Raw genomic sequence first — 18,980 nt, 5'->3', positions numbered from 1 at the left:
CTGATGAAGAATTAAATTCATTAATGCAGTTATTACAGGATAAGAAAATTAATGTTAAAGTATTAGATGCCAAGAGTGAACATATGCTAATGGATGTTATCATTGGTTTATTACCTTATGTTTTATTAATTGGTGTCATGGTATTTGTTATGAGAAGTATTGGTGGAGGCGGAGGAGCCAATGCCAAAGCATTTGATTTTGGAAATTCTCGTGCAAAATTAGAAAAAGACAGTAAAACACGTTTTAGTGATGTGGCTGGGGCTGATGAGGAAAAAGAGGAATTGACTGAACTCGTTGATTTCTTAAAAAATCCTAAGAAATTTGTCAATATGGGTGCTAAGATTCCTAGAGGTGTCTTATTAGTGGGGCCTCCAGGTACTGGTAAAACATTACTCGCAAGAGCTGTAGCAGGTGAAGCCAATGTACCATTCTATTCAATTTCAGGTTCTGAATTCGTAGAAATGTTTGTTGGTGTAGGTGCTGGACGTGTGCGTGATATGTTCAAGAAAGCAAAACAAAATGCACCATGTATTATCTTTATTGATGAAATTGATGCAGTAGGTAGACAAAGAGGTACTGGTGTTGGTGGTGGACATGACGAACGTGAACAAACATTGAACCAGTTATTAGTAGAAATGGATGGATTTAGTGGTAATGAAGGTATTATTATTCTGGCAGCGACAAACCGTGCTGACGTATTAGATCCTGCATTACTTCGTCCAGGACGTTTTGATAGACAAATTCAGGTTGCCAATCCAGATAAAAAGGCAAGAGCTGAAATTTTAAAAGTACATGCAAGAAATAAGAAATTTGCTCCAGATGTGAATTTTGATAACGTCGCACAACGTACACCTGGCTTCTCTGGTGCTGAACTTGCAAATGTTTTAAATGAAGCAGCATTATTGGCAGTTCGTCAAGGACATCAATTGATTACATTAGATGATGTTGATGAAGCTATTGACCGTGTGATTGGTGGTCCAGCGAAAAAATCTCGTAAATATACTGAACATGAGAGAAAATTGGTGGCTTATCATGAATCAGGACATGCTATTATCGGATTAACATTAGAAGATGCCAATAAAGTACAAAAAGTAACAATTATTCCACGTGGTAATGCTGGCGGTTATAACTTAATGACACCGAAGGAAGAAACATATTTCCAAACAAAAACCCAATTAATGGCTAGTATTACTGGTTTTATGGGTGGTCGTGTGGCTGAAGAAGTCTTCTTTGGTGATGTGACTTCTGGAGCACATAACGATATTGAGCAGGCAACTAGAATTGCTAGATTAATGGTTACAGAATTAGGAATGTCTGATTTAGGACCAATCAAATATGCATCAGGTCAAAATGCGGTGTTCTTAGGAAGAGACTATTCTTCTCAAGATAACTCACATTCTGGACAAATTGCGTTTGAAATCGATCAGCAGGTGCGTAAGATTATTGATGCATGTTATGCGCAATGTAAGGAAATTATTGAATCACAAAAAGATAAATTGGTTATTATTGCAAATGCTTTGTTAGAACATGAAACATTAAATAATGAACAAATTGAATCTTTATATAAAACAGGAAAGATGCTAGAAATGCATGATGGAAAAATGAGTAATCAAGATATTACTTTCCCTGATGCACCAAAAACACCTGATCCAGTTGATTTAGATGATGATTTATTAGATGAAATGAAATAAGCGCTTTGCGCTTATTTTCGCATAGGAGAAAATCAAATGAAAAGAAGTACAATGAGTAAGATATTAGTATTTATTTTAGTATTAAGTATGATTCTTCCTTTAATAAGTTATTTTGCATTTGGAGGATAATATGAAGGATTATTTAGTAAGAGGTATAGTACAATCAAAAAATTGTCGTGTATTTGCCTGTCAAACAACACAGCTTTTAGAAGATGCAAGATTAAAACATGGATTATGGCCAACAGCTTCAGCGGCTTTAGGACGTATGATGTCTGCAACACTTATGATGGGTGCAATGAATAAAAATCATGAAAAAATGACTGTAACAATTAATGGTGGAGGGCCTATTGGAACTATGTTAGCTACAACCAATAGTGATGGAAAGATCAAAGCTTTTGTTGCTAATCCAGAAGTGCATTATACTTATAATGATACAGGAAAGTTAGCAGTAGGTGTAGCAGTAGGTAGAGAAGGTCAATTACAAGTTATTAAGGATATGGGATTGAAGGAACCTTTCATTGGAACAGTACCATTACAAAGTGGTGAAATTGGTGATGATTTCTCGTATTATTTCATGGTTTCTGAACAAGTTCCTTCAGTTGTTTCTGTAGGTGTTCTTGTTAATGATACGAATGAAGTCTTATCAAGTGGTGGATTTATTATTCAATTGTTACCAGATGCTACAGATGAAGATATAGAGTATATTGAAGATAAAATGAAAGATTTCCCACCTGTTTCATCTCTTATACATGAAGGAAAAACACCAGAAGATATATTAAAAATGATATTTGGAGATGTTGAAATTTTAGATTCACAAGATTTATTCTTTGAATGTGACTGTTCAAAAGACAAAATGAAAAAAGCATTGATAACTGTAGGTAAGGATGAATTGCAAGCGATGATTGATGAAGATCATGGCTGTGAAATGAGATGTCAGTTCTGTAATGAGAAATATCAGTTTAGTGAAGAAGAACTTCATGAAATAATAAAAGAAATAGATTAACTTATCATGAGTTAATCTGTTTTTGTATACTTAAAACTTCTTGTGTTAGTAAGAAGTTTTATTTATCCTCTTACTAACGATTTGCAATATAAAGTTTGTTAAGAATGGATGCTTACAATTATTTATTTTAGAGGAGGATGGAGAGATTGTGAATTTGATATTTGTAAATAGAATGGATCATTTAAGTTTTTAAATGAAAATATGGCAGAGTAAAATTTTCTAGTGAAGAAATATATTGGATAGGAAATATTTCTCATATGTTTACTTAATTGATAGTAAAAATGTATATAAAAGAATAACAGGATCAGAATTAAGAAAGCTATATTTTTCATATCATACTTTTGATTCAATAAATACAATTGATAGAATACTAGAAACTAAATCAATTGTTTTAGATAGAAATGAAAATCAAATGATAAAAGACGGTGTAAAAATACTAAGAAAAATGAAAAAGAAAAGGAATGATGAAATTATTCCTTTTCTTAAAACTCAATCATTTATCTAATATCAAGTTTTTAATAAAATCAAAATGACTTTTTCTATATTATTTTCTATCTTTAATTGCATCTATAGGTTTCTTTTGAGAAATCTTATAGACAGGTATGGCTGATGCAACGAAAGCAACAGAAACAGATATCAATAGTAATAATACAATCTGCAGTAGTCCAAAATTAAGAACTGTTACTAAGACACCAAATTCATTTCTAATATATTGATTAATAAAGGTTGTACCAGCAAAGCATAAGCCAACTGCTAGGATCCAGTTGATACCAGCAATGATCAAACTTTCATTCAAGAATATTTTGAGGACATCTATACCACGAGCACCTACCGCTCTTAAGATACCAATTTCACGTTTCTTATTTGCAATACTTGTAGCAATAAAATTACAGAACATAACAGCTGCAAATACAGCAAAACCAATACCAACTACAAGAAAGACTGTTTGTAATGTATCAACGACAGAATTAACAGTTGTTAACATTGGCATCACTTGATTCATAAGCGTATAGCTTGTTTCCTTAATACCATCATCATAAGTATATGCAATAATATCTTGTAATGTTTCATCATCAGACATTGGAGAAACGATAAATTGTGCAAATCCATCAGACTGAAATTTATATTTTTGAATCATTTCGTCAGTGAGGACAAATGCATTTGTTTCAGATTCTAAATCATCAATATAGACACCAGCAATTTTATCAATAATGTTTTGAGCTTCTGAACCAGCTGAATAATATAATTTTAACTGAGAATTGATAATTTGATTTTTGTACTGTTCAATAGCTTTTTGAATGACTTTTAGAATCTCTTTCTCATTTGTAATATTCATTGTATTTTGACTCACATAATCTTGCAATGTCATTGTTTTGTTGATATGCAGATTCTTAATAGTTTGATAATTCACATAGAAATTTCCACCATTATGAAAATCGACAAGTCGTTCTTTATTTATATCATCATAATGATAAAAGAATTCTGGAGAATAGCTATTATCATCAAGCATTAAATCCATATATTTTCCTTCACTATAAGTATTGTATAAATGATAATTATCTATACAATTTTGTAGACGATCATGACTCACAAATCCTAATGCATGATAACTGTTTGATGTGAGGGTTGCTAATTCTGAAGATAAATAATATTTTGAAATACCTTGGCTATGTTCATCTTTTAAGGGTTCAAATCGACTTAAATCTATATGTGTATCTAATATCCCACATATTTTAAATTCAATAGATTGAGAATTCAGTATTAACTTAACAGTCTTACCTATTAAATCTTGTGAAGAATGAATAGATGATACTTTTGTTTTTCCCTTACTATCAATGATTTGGTAACCAAATTCTTTAAAAGTATTGGCAAAGAATTCAGTAACAACGATTTCTTTATCATGACTTGGTAAGTTCCCAAGTAATTTAAATTTATTTTTTTGTATGATATCTTGGTTAATTTCACTAAGAGCTGAAAATGATGTTTGATAAAGCAAGGATGAATCATTATCAGGAATCTTATCTGTTTTTTCTATATGTGATAGAAAATTCATATCTGATTGTGAATTATATTCAGAGAAAGTTGTAATAAAAGGAAGGTTTGGATACTTTTTTTGAATGTTTTGAATATCTTCCTTTTTTAGTTTGCTATCTTCATCATAGGAATAATCATGAGACCTTACTGTTGTTGTTTTTCCGATGGAAATATAATTAATTTGACTATCTTTCATGGAATTAAAGGTTGTTGTTTGTTTATTGTACTGGGACATTGTATTTGTTAAACCAAATAGTGTAAAAGAAACAACTGATAACATGATTGTTATAAATAGACGAAAGGGTTTAAGTTTCAAATTTGATAATGCTAATTTCATTGAACTCCGAAATGGTAGTTTTGATTTAATAAATGAAGAGACTTTCTGAGAATAATCTTTAAGATGTTTTTCAGTTGTATCTTGAAAAATTTCTAAACGTCCTTTTTCATCTATATGATTTGTTTTCTTAATCTCTTTATTTGTATTGGTATTAAAAGAAATAATTGCTTCACCCTGATGTTTTTTGATAACATCAATAATCTCATTGATATCCTGCTGAGATAATTCTTGAGCATTATCAATATTAATAAATTCATCTTCAATAAAAGAAATACCATCATTTAATTGTTTTGGCATGATATGTTCTTTACTTGTATCACTGATAATCTTGCCATCTGCTAATTCAATAATACGATCAGCATAGTTTTTTGCAAACTCTTTATCATGAGAAACAATTAATACCAATTTTTCTTTTGATAATTTTTTTAATGTATCAAAAACTTGTTGGCCAGTACGACTATCCAAAGCTCCTGTTGGCTCATCAGCCATAATAATTTCAGGATTCTTTATTAATGCTCTTGCAATAGCAACTCTTTGTAATTGCCCACCTGATAGCTCATTAGGTTTTCTATCACCCAAGCCTTGTAAATCAACTTCTTCAAGAATATGGTCAATACTTTGACAATCTGCTTTTTTACCTTGTAATTGTAAAGCTAAAGCTATATTCTCTTCAACAGTAAAGTTATCCATCACATTATATTCTTGAAAAATAAATCCTACAAAAGTATTTCTATAGGAATCAAAATCACTTTGTTTAAAATCCTTACTAGATTTTCCGCCAATAATGATTTCACCTTCATCAAATTGATCTAATCCTCCAAGAACATTTAAAAGTGTTGATTTTCCACTTCCACTTTTCCCCAAGATAAAAACCATACCCTTATCTTGTATCTTTAAATTAATATCATTTAAAGCATGTACTTCAACATTTTTAGACTTATATATCTTAGATAAATGTTTTACTTCTATCATTCATATCACCTCCAGTAGATTATATCAAATCTATATGTAAAAAATGTGCAAGGATTTCTAAAGAAAAAAGAAAGATGACAATATATGAAAAAGAAGACACGGATGGGATGTGCCTTCTTCTTCTGGGTTTACCAATATTAGGAATATAACTAATTGATAACTTACATCTATTTTAATGGGGAGGAAAAATAGAGGGGAAAGTGTAAGCTATCTGTATATATCATTGCCTATAATGAAAGTTTTATACATAAAAAAATAAAAAAATAGAAAAGACAGTTGAGGGAGAGGGAAACAACTGTCTTTTCGTATTATTATTGTTATGTAACATCAAGGATGGGAGGGAAGATGTTACTTTATTATCATGAAAAAATCATTTGCAGTTTTATTTCATATATTGATGATATCACCTCCTACATTTATAAATATATCATTCATTTGTCTTTGTTTTATAAAAAAATTATGTTATATTGTGTTATGGTGAAAATTATGAAAATTGGAAATATAGAATTAGAAAATAGAATTATTATGGCACCTCTTGCCGGTATAACAAATGTAGCGTTTAGAAAGATTATTAAAGAATTTGGTGCTGGTCTTGTCGTGAGTGAAATGGTCAGTGATAAAGCGCTTTGTTATGGAAATCAAAAGACAATCGAAATGCTGAATGTGGATGAAAATGAACATCCTATGAGTATACAGATTTTTGGCGGAGAAGTAAAATCAATGGTTGAAGCTGCAAAGTTTGTTGATCAGAATTCAAATTGTGATATTATTGATATTAATATGGGATGTCCTGTTCAAAAGGTATTGAAAGCACATGCAGGCAGTTATTTATTGCAATATCCTGATTTGGTTTATGATATTGTTAAAAATATTGTCAAAGTTGTTAATAAACCAGTGACTGTTAAAATACGGATTGGTTATGATTTTGATTCTATTAATTGTGTAGAAATAGCTAAGATTATAGAAAAAGCAGGAGCGAGTGCTATTGCAGTACATGGCAGAACACGTTCACAAATGTATGAAGGACATGCAGATTGGTCTTGGATCAAGAAAGTGAAGAATGCTGTTTCTATACCTGTCATTGGTAATGGGGATGTTAAGACGGCCCAAGATGCAAAGCGGTTGTTAGAAGAAACAGGGTGTGATGCAGTGATGGTAGGACGTGCTGCATTAGGGAATCCATGGGTTATTAAACAAATGGTTGAATATGTAGAACATGGTATTTTATTAGAAGAACCAACGATTGATGAAAAGATTAATCAGTGTTTGCAGCATGCTCAAAGATTAATACCAGTTGAAGGTGAAAAAAATGCTATTCGTCAAATGCGAGGACACGCTCCATGGTATATTAAAGGATTAAAATCTGCATCACAAGTGAAAAATCGTTTATCAAAGATTGAAAGTTATCAAGAATTAGAGGATATTTTAGAAGCTTATCGTATTTATTTACATACTGGAGATAAATCAGTCTTTGATTGCTTTGAATAGAGGAATATTGTGATGAATTATCGCTTAAAGGATTGTATACTTGTTTGGGATTATGATGAAACAATAACGAAGGCATGTAATTTAAAATTAAACAATTTGTATATAGATGGTATTTGGAATATGAAAGATACTGTTGGTTATTCTGATACTTGTGTTGGCTTTCATATGTTATCAGAAGATACATATTATTTTATAACATTTAATGGGATAGGATTTCTTATGAAATATATTAATCATAAAGTTGAATGTTTGCAAAAACAAATCACAAAGTAGATTATGATATAAACTTCTTTCAAAATGCATTGAAAGCGTTGACATCAAAATAAGGTCATGCTATGATGATAATGTAATTGATGGATTGTTATAGCATGATAATAATGGCTACACAAAACCTGTTTACAGATACTTTTTCTGTGACAGGTTTTTATTTTTGAAGGGAGAGATTGCAATGATTATTAAAAAGATATTGAATAATAATGTTGTGATTACGTTCAATGATCAACATGAAGAAATCGTTGTTATGGGGAAGGGCTTGGCTTATGGAAAAAGGACAGGAGAAAGTATTAATCCAGAAAAAATTAGTAAAATTTTTGAATTAAGTTTGAAAGAAAGTCAAAAGAAAATGATTGATATGTTAAAAGATATTCCTATTGAATATATGGAAATATCTGATCAGGTGATCCAAAAAGCAAAGAAAGAATTAAATAGTGAAGTTGATGATTCTTTGTATATCAGTTTAACGGATCATATCCATACAAGTATCGAAAGATATAAAGAAGGTATTCCTATTAAGAATCAGTTATTGTTAGAGATTAAACATTTCTATAAGAAAGAATTTGAATTAGGGTTATGGGCATTATCTTTAATTGAAGCAAAATATCATATTCGTATGGATGATGATGAAGCTGGCTTTATTGCAATGCATATTGTGAGTAGTGAAGTAGGAAGAAATATTAGTGATGTATATGAAATGACTGAATTTATTCAAGGAATATTAGAATTGGTAAAGAGTTATTTTCAAAAAGATTTTGATGAAGATTCTTTATCTTACTATCGTTTTGTAACACATTTAAAATTCTTTGGTTTAAGAGTATTTAATCAAACAAAACAACATCAAGATGAATCTTTAAACAATGATTTATTAGAGATTATGAAAGAAAAATATGTGCAACCGTATTTATGTGCTTTAGAAATTAAGAACTTTATTGAAAGAAAATATAGTTACTATTTAGAAGATGAAGAAGTTCTGTTTTTAACTATACATGTTGCAAAAATCGTTTCACATAAGTAAGGAGGGTAGTTAATGAAATGATTTGCATATAGATCGTTGGATGGTGACATTAAGTTGGCCAAACCTTCAGGGATTTGAAGTTTTCAAATGAATGGAGGAAGAAAAAATGAAATATGAAAAACTTTCAAAAGAGATTATTGAAGCTGTAGGTGGTAAAGAGAATATTATTTCTTTGGTTCATTGTGCGACAAGGTTACGTTTTACATTAAAAGATGAAAAGAAGGCTCATGATGATCAGATTAATAACATGAAAGAAGTTCTTTCGTTAGTGAAAAAAGGCGGACAATATCAGTTAGTCATTGGGAATCAAGTTCATGATGTCTATTTAGAGGTTGTGAAATTAGCTGATATTAAAGAAGATGGGGAAGAAGAAACTCCTAAGAAGAAACAAGGGATTATTAATGCTGTGTTTGGAGCTATTATTGGAAGTGTAGGTCCTTTAATTCCACCATTAGTTGCTTGTGGACTTGGTAAATGTATTTTGATGGTCTTAACTTTGACAAAAGTTTTATCAACTGAATCACAGACATATTATATTTTTAATTTTGTTTTTGATACGACATTTACGTTTTTACCTGTATTGATTGCTTTTTCAGCTGCAAAACAATTTAAATGTAATCCTTACTTAGCTGCTTTTTTAGGATGTATGCTTATACACCCTAGCTGGAGTGAAATGGTTGCTGTTGGGACACCAGTGAAATTATTTGGAGTTATTCCTGTATTAGCTATGAAATATACATCAACTATCATTCCTAGTATTATGATTATTTGGGTTATGAGTTATGTTGAAAGATTCTTTAATCATCATATCCCAACAATGGTTAAAAATTTTCTAGCTCCATTATTAACTGTATTGGTTATGGCCCCATTATCATTTATTATTTTAGCACCAGCAATGAATGTTGTTTCTTTAGGAATCAGTAAAGTTGTTATGTTGTTTTATAATCATTTTGGAATGCTTGCGATTGGAGTATCTTGCTTGCTATATCCATGGCTTGTTTCAACTGGTATGCATGCAGCTTTAGCCTTGGCAGGTATTGAAATGATTGGTAAATCTGGTTTTGATCCTTTTACGAGAACATTAACATTATGTCATAATATGTCACAAGGGGCAGCTTCTTTTGCAATTGGGTTAAAAACGAAAAATAAAGAATTTAAAAGTACTTGTTTTTCATCAAGTTTAACGGCTTTTTTAGCCGGAATTACTGAACCATGTTTATATGGAGTCACTTTAAAACTCAAAAAGCCTATGTATGCCTGTATGATAGGAGGTGGAATTGCTGGTCTTTATGCTGGCTTTGTGGGGCTAAAAGCATATGCTTTTTTAACTCCGGGATTCTTTAGTTTACCAATGTGGATGAGTGAAAACAATGGTAATAATTTTATGAATGCTTTGATAACGATTGCTATTTGTGTTGTTGTGACTTTTATTGCAACACTGATTATTGGTTTTGATGATCCGGTTGAATCGAAAGAAACATTATCTTCTCACAATCCTGAAATCAAAACATTAGCAAGTCCAATGTCAGGACAGTTAATGGATTTAGAGCAGGTTGAGGATGAGACTTTTTCTAGTGAAGTGATTGGAAAAGGTATTGCCATTATACCAAATGATGGAAAGGTTTATGCACCTTGTGATGGGAAAATCAGTGCCACATTTGATACGAAACATGCTATTGGGTTAACATCTTATCAAGGTATTGAATTACTTATTCATATTGGTATTGATACAGTCAAATTAGAAGGCAATTATTTTCGTGAAATTGTTAAGAAAGGTGAAAAAGTTAAAAAGGGTGATTTATTGTTAGAATTTGATCTTGATAAAATGAAACGTGCAGGAGTTGACCCAACGACAATGATTGTTGTAACAAATAGCAGTGATTATTTAGAGGTGTTGCCAGTGAAAGATAAAGAAGTCAAGGCTTTACAACAATTGCTAACAATTATATAAGAAGGTGAAAATTTATGGTTTATGCTGATTTACATGTTCATACGAATCATAGTGATGGAACTATGAGCATTGAAAAGGTTTTTGCTTTAGCCCAAGAAAATGGAATACATGCTGTTGCGATTACAGATCATGATACAATTGATCATTATCAGGAAATTGTCACGCTTGCCAAGACATATGATATTGAAACAATTCGTGGTGTCGAGATGAGCTGCTATGATGGAGAGGTTTTTAAAAAGGTTCATATTGTTGGATTATGGTTAAATGATCATGTACCACATATAAAAAAATTATGTCAAGAAACATTAAAGTGTCGAGATACTTATCATCATCATCTTATTGAACTCTTAAATCAAAAGGGGTATGATATAAGTTATGAAGATGCAAAAATCTTTGCACCTTATAATATTGTTTTTAAGATTCATATTTTCTTAGCTTTAATGAAAAAATATCCTCAAGATATGACGATTAAAAAATATCGAGAATTATTTGCCGGTCCAACATCAAAAGAAGTTGATTCTCAAATGGGATATATTGATATTCAGGAGGGAATTCATGCTATTCATGAAGATGGAGGGATTGCGATTTTAGCACATCCTTGTGAATATGATAACTATGATGAAATAGAAAAGTATGTGAGTTATGGATTGGATGGTATTGAAATATCTCATCCGAGTATGAAAGAAGTGGATTATCCAAAGACATTGGACTTGGCAGGGAGATTTCATTTGTTAGAAAGTGGTGGAAGTGATTTTCATGATTCACAATTGACAATTTTAGGTCAATATGGTTTAACCAAAGAACAATATGAATTATTAAGGAGAAAGGTTCATAAACTATGAGAGAATTAAATATTCGAAATTTTAGAGATGTGAGTGGCTATAAAAATAAATACGGAGAAATCATGAAAGAAAACATGATTTTTAGAGGGGCGTCATTAGACGCCATCTCTTTTGATGATGCACAATATATGGAAGAAGAATTAGGTATTCGCTATATCCTAGATTATCGTGATGAACAAGAAGCTAATCTTGCAAAAGATATTGTCTTTCCACATGCTCAATATTTACGAATTGAGGCGTTGCAATTAAAAGAACATAAGGATGAGGGTTTTGATTTTGGAAATATGTTACAAGGAAAAATGACTCCACATAAGTTACAGTTCTTAATTCAGTATATTCAAGAAGGATACAAAACGATGGCTTTTGACAATCCTGCGTATCATCAATTATTTAAGTTGTTGCTTCAAAATGATGGACATGTTTATTTTCATTGTTCTGCTGGAAAAGATAGAACAGGAATCAGTGCATTATTGATTATGTTTGCTTTAGGTATGAGTGAAGAAGATGCAATTGAGGAGTATTTGTTATCTAATCAATACTTAAAAGAATTTGTGGATGATTTTTATAAAGAACATCATGTTCCTAAAATGTTAAGAAAATATAGTGATCCTTTGTTATTGGTGCAAAAAGAAAATATTATGCTGACAATTGATTCTATTAAAGAAAAGTATCAAGATTATGATGAATTTTTAGAAAAAGAGTATGGATTGGATGAGGAAAAGAGGAGGTTACTTAGACTAATTTATTGTGAATAGGAGGGATGTCATATGCCAGAAATTATGATTCATTGGGAATGGTTTTTAAGAATTATTATTGCTGGGTTATGTGGTGTTTTTATTGGGTATGAAAGAAGAAATAGGAATAAAGAAGCAGGAATTCGTACTCATGCGATTATTGCTTTGGGAGCTGCTTTATTTATGATCGTTTCAAAATATGGATTTCCAGATGTCATAGAGTATGATGCTGCCCGTATGGCTGCTCAAATTGTTAGTGGTGTAGGTTTCTTAGGTGCTGGTGTTATATTTGTCAGACATGGAACTGTTTCAGGATTGACAACGGCTGCAGGAATGTGGGCAACAGCAGGAGCAGGTTCTTGTATAGGTGCTGGTCTTTATGATATTGGGATCATGACAACGTTATGTGTGGCAGGGTTGCAATTTATTTTTCATAAAGGTGTCTTTAGAAAGTATACGAATCAGGGACAAATTATTCAGTTACAAATTACGCAGGATCCATCAGCTTTAGCGGATATCCAGCATATTATGAAAAAACACGGAATTTCTATACAATCTATGAAAGTTGAGGTTATGGATAGAGATACACTCTTTATTGAAATAGATGGAATCACTGCACAGACATTTCAGCGTGAAGAATTATTAGAAGAAATGATGAATAAAAAATATATGAAGATGTTTAGTTATGCATAAAATATGTCGATAGAGACAAGAAAAATCAAGTTCTTTGCTTGACAAGGACTTGGTTTATTTATATAATACTAGGCGTATAGAAAAAAGCTATGAATAGACAAGTAGTTATTTTAAGACATGCAAAGAGAGTCCTGATGGTGAGAATGGATGATGGTAGAAATAATGAATAAAGACTAGGAGCTGTATTTTGGATCAAAAGTGATAAAATAACGTGTGCCGCGTTACAGGCTAGACTCTGATTGGAGTTGAAAAGGTTGTTATAGTGATATAATAACGAATTAGGGTGGTAACACGATACTCTCGTCCCTTGTGGATGGGAGTTTTTTATTTGGAAAAGGAGAAAAATATGGAAGAAAGACAATTTAGTGAACAAGAATTAGTAAGACGTGAAAAATTAGATTTTTTAAGAGAAAGAGGGATTGATCCTTTTGGACAAAGATTTGATGTGACACATTTTTCAAAACAAATCAAAGAAGAATTTGCTGGTAAAACGCATGAGGAATTAGAAGAAATGGCAGTACCTGTTAAAATTGCAGGAAGAATTATGACAAAACGTCGTAAAGGGAAAGTCTGCTTTATGCATATTCAAGATAGAGATGGACAAATACAAATTTATGTAAGAAAAGATGTTATTGGTGAAGATGAATATGAAGTTTTAATTAAGAGTGATATTGGAGATATTGTTGGGATTGAAGGAACTGTCTTTGTAACAAACACTGGAGAATTATCAGTCAAAGCAACAAAGTTTATTCATTTAACAAAAGCTTTACGTCCTTTACCTGAGAAATATCATGGTTTAAGTGATGTTGAAGAAAGATATAGAAGAAGATATGTTGATTTAATTATGAATGAAGAATCAAGAAAGATTGCTTTTGCAAGACCTAAGATTATCCGTTCTATTCAAAATTTCTTAGATAGTCAAGGTTATGTTGAAGTGGAAACTCCAGTCTTGAATCCTATTTTAGGAGGAGCAGCTGCAAGACCATTTACTACTCATCATAATGCTTTAGATATGAATTTCTATTTAAGAATTGCAACTGAATTATCATTAAAAAGATTAATTGTTGGTGGTATGGATGCTGTTTATGAAATTGGACGTTTGTTTAGAAATGAAGGAATGGATAGAACTCATAATCCTGAATTTACAACAATTGAAGTTTATAAAGCATTTAGTGATTTAGAAGGTATGATGGATTTAACTGAAGGTATTATTTCTAATGCTGCAATGAGTGTTTGTGGTACATATGATTTAGAGTATAAAGGTCATCAGATTTCTTTAGCGCCTGGATTTAAACGTATTTCTATGACAGATGCAATTAAGGAACAAACTGGAATTGACTTTGCAAGTGACATGACTTTTGAAGAAGCGAAAGCACTCGCTGAAGAAAGACATATTGAAGTTGAAAACCATTTTGGTTATGGTCATATTATTAATGCGTTCTTTGAAGAATATGTAGAAGAAACAATTGTTGAACCAACTTTTGTGTATGGTCATCCAATTGAAATTTCTCCACTTGCTAAGAAGAATTTAGAAGATCCACGTTTTACTCAACGTTTTGAATTATTCATTTGTGGAAATGAATATGCAAATGCATTTACAGAATTAAATGATCCAATTGATCAATATGAAAGATTCTCTAACCAATTAAAAGAAAAAGAACTTGGTAATGATGAAGCCAATGAAATGGATTTAGATTATGTAGAGGCTTTAGAGTATGGTTTACCTCCAACAGGTGGTATGGGAATGGGTATTGATAGACTTGTTATGTTGTTAACTGGACAAGAATCGATTCGTGAAGTGATCCTTTTCCCACATATGAAGAATAAGTAGAGTTATCTACAGGTATCATACAGATAGCATACAACTCAAAAATGCCGATAAACAGGGCACTTTTGGATGTATACAGACAGTATACGACGATAGATAAAAATCGCTGATTTTTCCGTAAAAACGCAAAAATGTCGTGAAAAGTCGTAGAAATGTCGTGAAAATTTGATAGGAATGGCCAGTTATTATGAAGAATAATTGGTCATTTTCATTATATATTTGTTGTCTAAAGGATTAAGTGATATGATTAAGACAAGATTACAAATTAGAATTTGTATGAGAGGAGGTATTGATAATGAATGGAAAAGATGTACGTGTCGGTGTGAGCCTGCTGGTCAGTGACATGGAAAATATGGTTCGATTTTATAGAGATACACTAGGTTTTCAAACTCAATGGAGTGGTGGACCTTTTGCGGATTTTGAAACTGCAAGTGGAGAACTATCCTTATTTATGTATAGCAGGAAAGAATTTGTAAAGGCAATAGGAGAAGACTATGTACTTCTAAAGGGTATCAATCAGACATTTGAAATCGCCCTTTGGCTATCCAATTTTGCTGAGGTAGATTTGGAATATGAGCGTCTGTCAAAGTTGGGTGTGCAGTTTCCCACGGGAGAACCCATCACTTATCCTTTCGGTATCCGCAATTTTTACGTAGCTGACCCAGAGGGGAATTTGCTTGAAATTGGAAGTACAAGTGAAACATAGGCTAGAAACTCTACAAATTGCAGTTTATGAAACAGAAAAATTAGAATGGAGGTATTTTATGTTTAATGAAATATGCATATATGAGGCAAAACTGACCAAGCTAGATGAAATTGAAGAACTGATGAGGGAAGTAGCAGAATTTTATTTGGAGCAAGATGGTGTTATTGATGTACACTATATAAAACGTACTCACCGACAAAAAGATTTCAATGCAGTTAAAGAGGGAGAATTACCTATTCGTCTTACAAGAAATGTAGGTAAGGTAACATATGTCTTGTATTGGGTGATGGAAAATGAAGCAGTTCATGCAAGAGTTGGAAAACTTGGCATAGAAAAATTCTATAAACGTTGGAATAGGTGTTTAACCACGATGCCCAAAATAATCTTGGGTGAGAATATTGTTTGATTTGCAAATTACAGTTTATCGGCTTGAAACATGAGTAATAAAAATTAGTTTTGTTGGAGGAGATTAAGATGAATATCATTGAATTAGCTATAAAAGACGATGCAGAGTTGTGTAGTGAAATCCTTAATAATGGAAGGAAATTTCAACAAGAACAAGGTTTTGTTCAGTGGACTGAAGATTATCCTAATATAGATACAGTTTACCATGATATTGAAACTGAAAAAGGATATGTTCTAAAAATAGATGGAAAAATTGCTGCATATATGTGTATTGATTTTTCTGGTGAACCGGCATATGCAGATATTAAAGGCACATGGAGTATTGACAAAGATTATGCGGTTGTACACCGTATGGCATTTAGTAAAGACTTTATCGGTATTGGATTAGCAGATTTAGCATTTGGACTAATTGAAGAAGTTTGTCTTGATAGAGAAGTTCCATATATTCGTATTGATACTGATTTTCCTAATAAACGAATGCAACATATTCTTAAAAAGAATGGGTTTGTTGAATGTGGTGTAGTTGTTTTTCAAGGCAGTGAAAAAATCGCTTATGATAAAGTTTTAAAGTGATGTATACAAATTTCAGTTTATGAAACAGGAAAATTAAAATTTATTGGAGGAAATGAATTATGAGATTGATGATACTGTATGGTGTTAATTGCACGAAAGACATATGGAATGCTATAGACCCTTATCTAAAAGAATTTGAAATTGATTATGTGGAGTACCCGCATGAAGTAACACTACACGCAAAAAAAGTTGATGATATTACTGAATGGGTTTATAAAAACTATGGTCATCACTGTTATGATGCAATTATAGGACATAGTCTTGGAGGAATCATTGCATTGCAATTAACTGCAAAATATAAAATGAAAGTCGATAAAATAATCTATTTGGATACAAATTTGAAGCCTGCTAATGAATTTTATAGAAATTTAATGACACAAAAAAACATGGATAAATATGGAGACAGTATTCTTCAAATGTTTAGTAAAGAAAGGGAATTTTATACTGCTGAATTATTGAAGTCAATTCAAGTTGATTTTGATTATAGCACTTTAGTCAATGAAGTTACACAGGATATTTATGCGATTTATGGTAACCGTGGTATGTCGGAATATCCAGCAAAGATTCAGGATTTAAATTTATCTGCACAGGTTTTAAATCATCTTAATATATTGTTTATTCATGATTCTTGTCATATGATTATGGTTGAGAATCCTAAACAATTATCAAAACTTATGAAAGGTATACTACTAAATTCCAGTTTGTAGGGTAAAAGCATGACTCATAGCGAATCATGCTTTTTTTGAGCTATCTATGTTAACTCAAATTGTAATAAATGAAGAAGAATTCAGCTTTATGCTTAAGTGAAAACTTAATTAATTATGAAAATTAGATGTTTTAACGATTTAAATATTTATGCATAAAGTATTAATATTGCCTTATTAAAAGACAAAAATAGTATATAGCTGCATACAGATGTTTTGACAAATACATAGAGGTATTCAAAAGAAGTAGCTATGTCGTGAAAAAAGAGAAAAGAATAAGATAGGTTATTTGAATTTTGTAAAAAGCTTAGTAAACAAAGGCTTTTTGGAGGTTTTAAGCAAAATTATGGTATCGCGCCTCATATGAAAAATAAATAATTATTATACACAGTATACTTTGTAAAATATACTGCGTTTTTAATGATTTTTGTCAATTTTTTAGACTAACATTTTAGAAAAAGTACTAAGAAGTTATGTGTATAAAACATACAATTATGAATATAATAAAATTGTATTAACTACAACTTAATTATGGTGAAATGAATTGCTAAATATAATATAATATTAATAGAAAATATGCCAGAAAGGAGTGTCCTTGTATGAGTGAAGAAACGAGAAAAATCATAGATGAAGTCAATGCGACAATGCGCCTTGAGGGTATGCCTTTGACGGATGATGACTTAGAAATGCTTAGAAAATGCTTAGAAGGAGAATCAACTTTTGATTTTGAAAGACAACGCATTTTTAAGGAGATTGCTCTTTCAAATGTATAAATATAAATATAGCTATGAGTACAGTTTTAAATACTGCTATCCGGGTTGTAATTTCTTAATTAAGTGTAGGAATTTTAAATGAAGATAATAAAAAAGTAATGAAAATGGCATAAGTAGAAAAGATGTCACAGAATTATTAAATATATCTAAAGATCAAGCATATAGAATCTTGAAAAAATTGGTAATAAACGAAAAACTAGTTATAATAGGATCTGGAAGATCGACTGTATATCATATTAATTAAACGCGCGCGTGAAAAACACGCGAAAATCAATATTAAGCTAATTAATTTTAGTACAATATTATGTAAATTAAAAGGTGTCAATTTTATTATTTATGGAGATGGATGAATCATTTTATCTAAAAATATATTGATTATATCAAGTTAAATAGATACTTATTATTTTTCTAGCTAACCAAAAATCATTCCCACATATGAAATATGAGAAAACAAATAGTTATTCTATAGCGTAATGAATTGTAATAAATGTATTACGTTTTTTTATATCAGTACAAAATATATTTTATTATAAGTGTTTTTTATAAAAATAATATGATAGAATAAATTTAGTTTAAATGAATAAGTATGAAAGATATAAAATGAATCATGTAATGATATATCGCATTGAAATAGGTAATAATATAAAGAAGCGAGGTGAGAACATATGAGTAGAAAAAGCATTAAGGATTATATTAGACAATTAAATGATTTTGAATCTATAGAATATGAATACAAAGTGAGATTAAATAAGGATAAGCCTCAGGGGTGGGCAAAAACAATTGTTGCTTTTGCTAATAAAGGTGGAGGAAAACTTTATATTGGTGTTGCTGATAATGGAACGGCTATTGGAATTTCACAAGAAGAGGTAGATAAAGAGCAACGATATCTTGTAGACTTTATTAAAAATAGAATTACCCCAATAATTGACTTTGAAATAAATTATATTCATTTAGG

General features: G+C 31.0%; 17 protein-coding genes and 1 other annotated feature. Of the genes, 16 read left to right on the top strand and 1 reads right to left on the bottom strand.

The features are described from left to right. Positions 1-1,691, top strand: a 1,691-nt coding sequence (gene ftsH / locus BN350_RS18700) for an ATP-dependent zinc metalloprotease FtsH (RefSeq protein WP_044600184.1), incomplete at its 5' end; no start/stop codon positions are given. A 130-nt stretch (positions 1,692-1,821) separates the two neighbouring features. Next, positions 1,822-2,694, top strand: a complete 873-nt coding sequence (gene hslO / locus BN350_RS07190; protein WP_028042989.1) for an Hsp33 family molecular chaperone HslO — start codon at positions 1,822-1,824, stop codon at positions 2,692-2,694. Positions 2,695-3,238: 544 nt separating this feature from the next. Here hslO and BN350_RS07180 read toward each other — a convergent pair. Beyond that, entirely contained in the window at positions 3,239-6,037 is a 2,799-nt protein-coding gene (locus BN350_RS07180) for an ABC transporter ATP-binding protein/permease (protein WP_028042988.1), read from the bottom strand. 486 nt (positions 6,038-6,523) lie between these two features. Between BN350_RS07180 and dusB the strand changes: the two genes are divergently transcribed. The 14 genes from dusB to BN350_RS18690 all read left to right on the top strand — a co-directional run. Beyond that, a complete protein-coding gene (gene dusB / locus BN350_RS07175) occupies positions 6,524-7,525 on the top strand; it encodes a tRNA dihydrouridine synthase DusB (RefSeq protein WP_044600203.1) in 1,002 nt (333 codons plus the stop codon). Between the two features lie 12 nt (positions 7,526-7,537). Beyond that, positions 7,538-7,798: a hypothetical protein gene (locus BN350_RS07170; protein WP_028042986.1), complete on the top strand. Its 261-nt coding sequence runs from the start codon at positions 7,538-7,540 to the stop codon at positions 7,796-7,798. Positions 7,799-7,973: 175 nt separating this feature from the next. After that, on the top strand, positions 7,974-8,816 hold the full coding sequence (licT, locus tag BN350_RS07165) for a BglG family transcription antiterminator LicT (RefSeq protein WP_028042985.1): 843 nt from the start codon (positions 7,974-7,976) through the stop codon (positions 8,814-8,816). Between the two features lie 106 nt (positions 8,817-8,922). Continuing rightward, positions 8,923-10,767 carry a beta-glucoside-specific PTS transporter subunit IIABC gene (locus tag BN350_RS07160; protein WP_028042984.1) on the top strand — a complete coding sequence of 615 codons (1,845 nt, stop codon included), beginning with the start codon at positions 8,923-8,925 and terminating at the stop codon, positions 10,765-10,767. Positions 10,768-10,781: 14 nt separating this feature from the next. After that, complete coding sequence (locus BN350_RS07155; protein WP_028042983.1) at positions 10,782-11,609, top strand: PHP domain-containing protein; 828 nt, start codon at positions 10,782-10,784, stop codon at positions 11,607-11,609. Further along, the gene (locus BN350_RS07150; protein WP_028042982.1) at positions 11,606-12,364 is read left to right on the top strand and encodes a tyrosine-protein phosphatase; all 759 of its coding nucleotides are present in this window, start codon (positions 11,606-11,608) and stop codon (positions 12,362-12,364) included. The genes BN350_RS07155 and BN350_RS07150 overlap by 4 nt, the downstream gene beginning before the upstream one ends. Before the next feature lie 12 nt (positions 12,365-12,376). After that, positions 12,377-13,036 (top strand): MgtC/SapB family protein, encoded by a 660-nt coding sequence (locus BN350_RS07145; protein ID WP_028042981.1) that lies wholly within the window; start codon positions 12,377-12,379, stop codon positions 13,034-13,036. 80 nt (positions 13,037-13,116) lie between these two features. Further along, positions 13,117-13,347: a binding site (T-box leader), on the top strand. A 35-nt stretch (positions 13,348-13,382) separates the two neighbouring features. After that, positions 13,383-14,867 (top strand): lysine--tRNA ligase, encoded by a 1,485-nt coding sequence (gene lysS, locus BN350_RS07140; RefSeq protein WP_028042980.1) that lies wholly within the window; start codon positions 13,383-13,385, stop codon positions 14,865-14,867. Between the two features lie 292 nt (positions 14,868-15,159). Next, on the top strand, positions 15,160-15,570 hold the full coding sequence (locus tag BN350_RS07135) for a VOC family protein (protein WP_028042979.1): 411 nt from the start codon (positions 15,160-15,162) through the stop codon (positions 15,568-15,570). Between the two features lie 58 nt (positions 15,571-15,628). Further along, a complete protein-coding gene (locus BN350_RS07130) occupies positions 15,629-15,976 on the top strand; it encodes a hypothetical protein (protein WP_002607983.1) in 348 nt (115 codons plus the stop codon). A 68-nt stretch (positions 15,977-16,044) separates the two neighbouring features. Beyond that, positions 16,045-16,548: a GNAT family N-acetyltransferase gene (locus BN350_RS07125; RefSeq protein ID WP_028042978.1), complete on the top strand. Its 504-nt coding sequence runs from the start codon at positions 16,045-16,047 to the stop codon at positions 16,546-16,548. A gap of 59 nt (positions 16,549-16,607) precedes the next feature. Then, positions 16,608-17,255 carry an alpha/beta fold hydrolase gene (locus BN350_RS07120; protein WP_028042977.1) on the top strand — a complete coding sequence of 216 codons (648 nt, stop codon included), beginning with the start codon at positions 16,608-16,610 and terminating at the stop codon, positions 17,253-17,255. Positions 17,256-17,851: 596 nt separating this feature from the next. Beyond that, entirely contained in the window at positions 17,852-18,025 is a 174-nt protein-coding gene (locus BN350_RS20590) for an antitoxin VbhA family protein (protein WP_155849097.1), read from the top strand. 665 nt (positions 18,026-18,690) lie between these two features. Next, a partial coding sequence (locus BN350_RS18690) for an AlbA family DNA-binding domain-containing protein (protein WP_044600183.1) occupies positions 18,691-18,980 on the top strand: 290 nt, incomplete at its 3' end.

The sequence above is a fragment of the Candidatus Stoquefichus massiliensis AP9 genome (assembly GCF_000455285.1).
In the GTDB taxonomy this organism is placed as follows: Bacteria; Bacillota_I; Bacilli_A; order Erysipelotrichales; family Coprobacillaceae; genus Stoquefichus; species Stoquefichus massiliensis.
The sequence above is the reverse complement of the archived record's forward strand: the minus strand, read 5'-3'. Positions and strand labels throughout refer to the sequence as shown.

Excerpts from the sequence above, each read along its gene's own strand:
- hslO (WP_028042989.1), top strand. The coding sequence starts at position 1,822 with ATGAAGGATTATTTAGTAAGAGGTATAGTACAATCAAAAAATTGTCGT.
- BN350_RS07130 (WP_002607983.1), top strand. The coding sequence starts at position 15,629 with ATGTTTAATGAAATATGCATATATGAGGCAAAACTGACCAAGCTAGAT.
- BN350_RS20590 (WP_155849097.1), top strand. The coding sequence starts at position 17,852 with ATGAGTGAAGAAACGAGAAAAATCATAGATGAAGTCAATGCGACAATG.
- BN350_RS07155 (WP_028042983.1), top strand. The coding sequence starts at position 10,782 with ATGGTTTATGCTGATTTACATGTTCATACGAATCATAGTGATGGAACT.
- BN350_RS07160 (WP_028042984.1), top strand. The coding sequence starts at position 8,923 with ATGAAATATGAAAAACTTTCAAAAGAGATTATTGAAGCTGTAGGTGGT.
- BN350_RS07150 (WP_028042982.1), top strand. The coding sequence starts at position 11,606 with ATGAGAGAATTAAATATTCGAAATTTTAGAGATGTGAGTGGCTATAAA.
- lysS (WP_028042980.1), top strand. The coding sequence starts at position 13,383 with ATGGAAGAAAGACAATTTAGTGAACAAGAATTAGTAAGACGTGAAAAA.
- BN350_RS07135 (WP_028042979.1), top strand. The coding sequence starts at position 15,160 with ATGAATGGAAAAGATGTACGTGTCGGTGTGAGCCTGCTGGTCAGTGAC.
- BN350_RS07170 (WP_028042986.1), top strand. The coding sequence starts at position 7,538 with ATGAATTATCGCTTAAAGGATTGTATACTTGTTTGGGATTATGATGAA.
- BN350_RS07120 (WP_028042977.1), top strand. The coding sequence starts at position 16,608 with ATGAGATTGATGATACTGTATGGTGTTAATTGCACGAAAGACATATGG.
- licT (WP_028042985.1), top strand. The coding sequence starts at position 7,974 with ATGATTATTAAAAAGATATTGAATAATAATGTTGTGATTACGTTCAAT.
- BN350_RS07180 (WP_028042988.1), bottom strand. The coding sequence starts at position 6,037 with ATGATAGAAGTAAAACATTTATCTAAGATATATAAGTCTAAAAATGTT.
- dusB (WP_044600203.1), top strand. The coding sequence starts at position 6,524 with ATGAAAATTGGAAATATAGAATTAGAAAATAGAATTATTATGGCACCT.
- BN350_RS07125 (WP_028042978.1), top strand. The coding sequence starts at position 16,045 with ATGAATATCATTGAATTAGCTATAAAAGACGATGCAGAGTTGTGTAGT.
- BN350_RS07145 (WP_028042981.1), top strand. The coding sequence starts at position 12,377 with ATGCCAGAAATTATGATTCATTGGGAATGGTTTTTAAGAATTATTATT.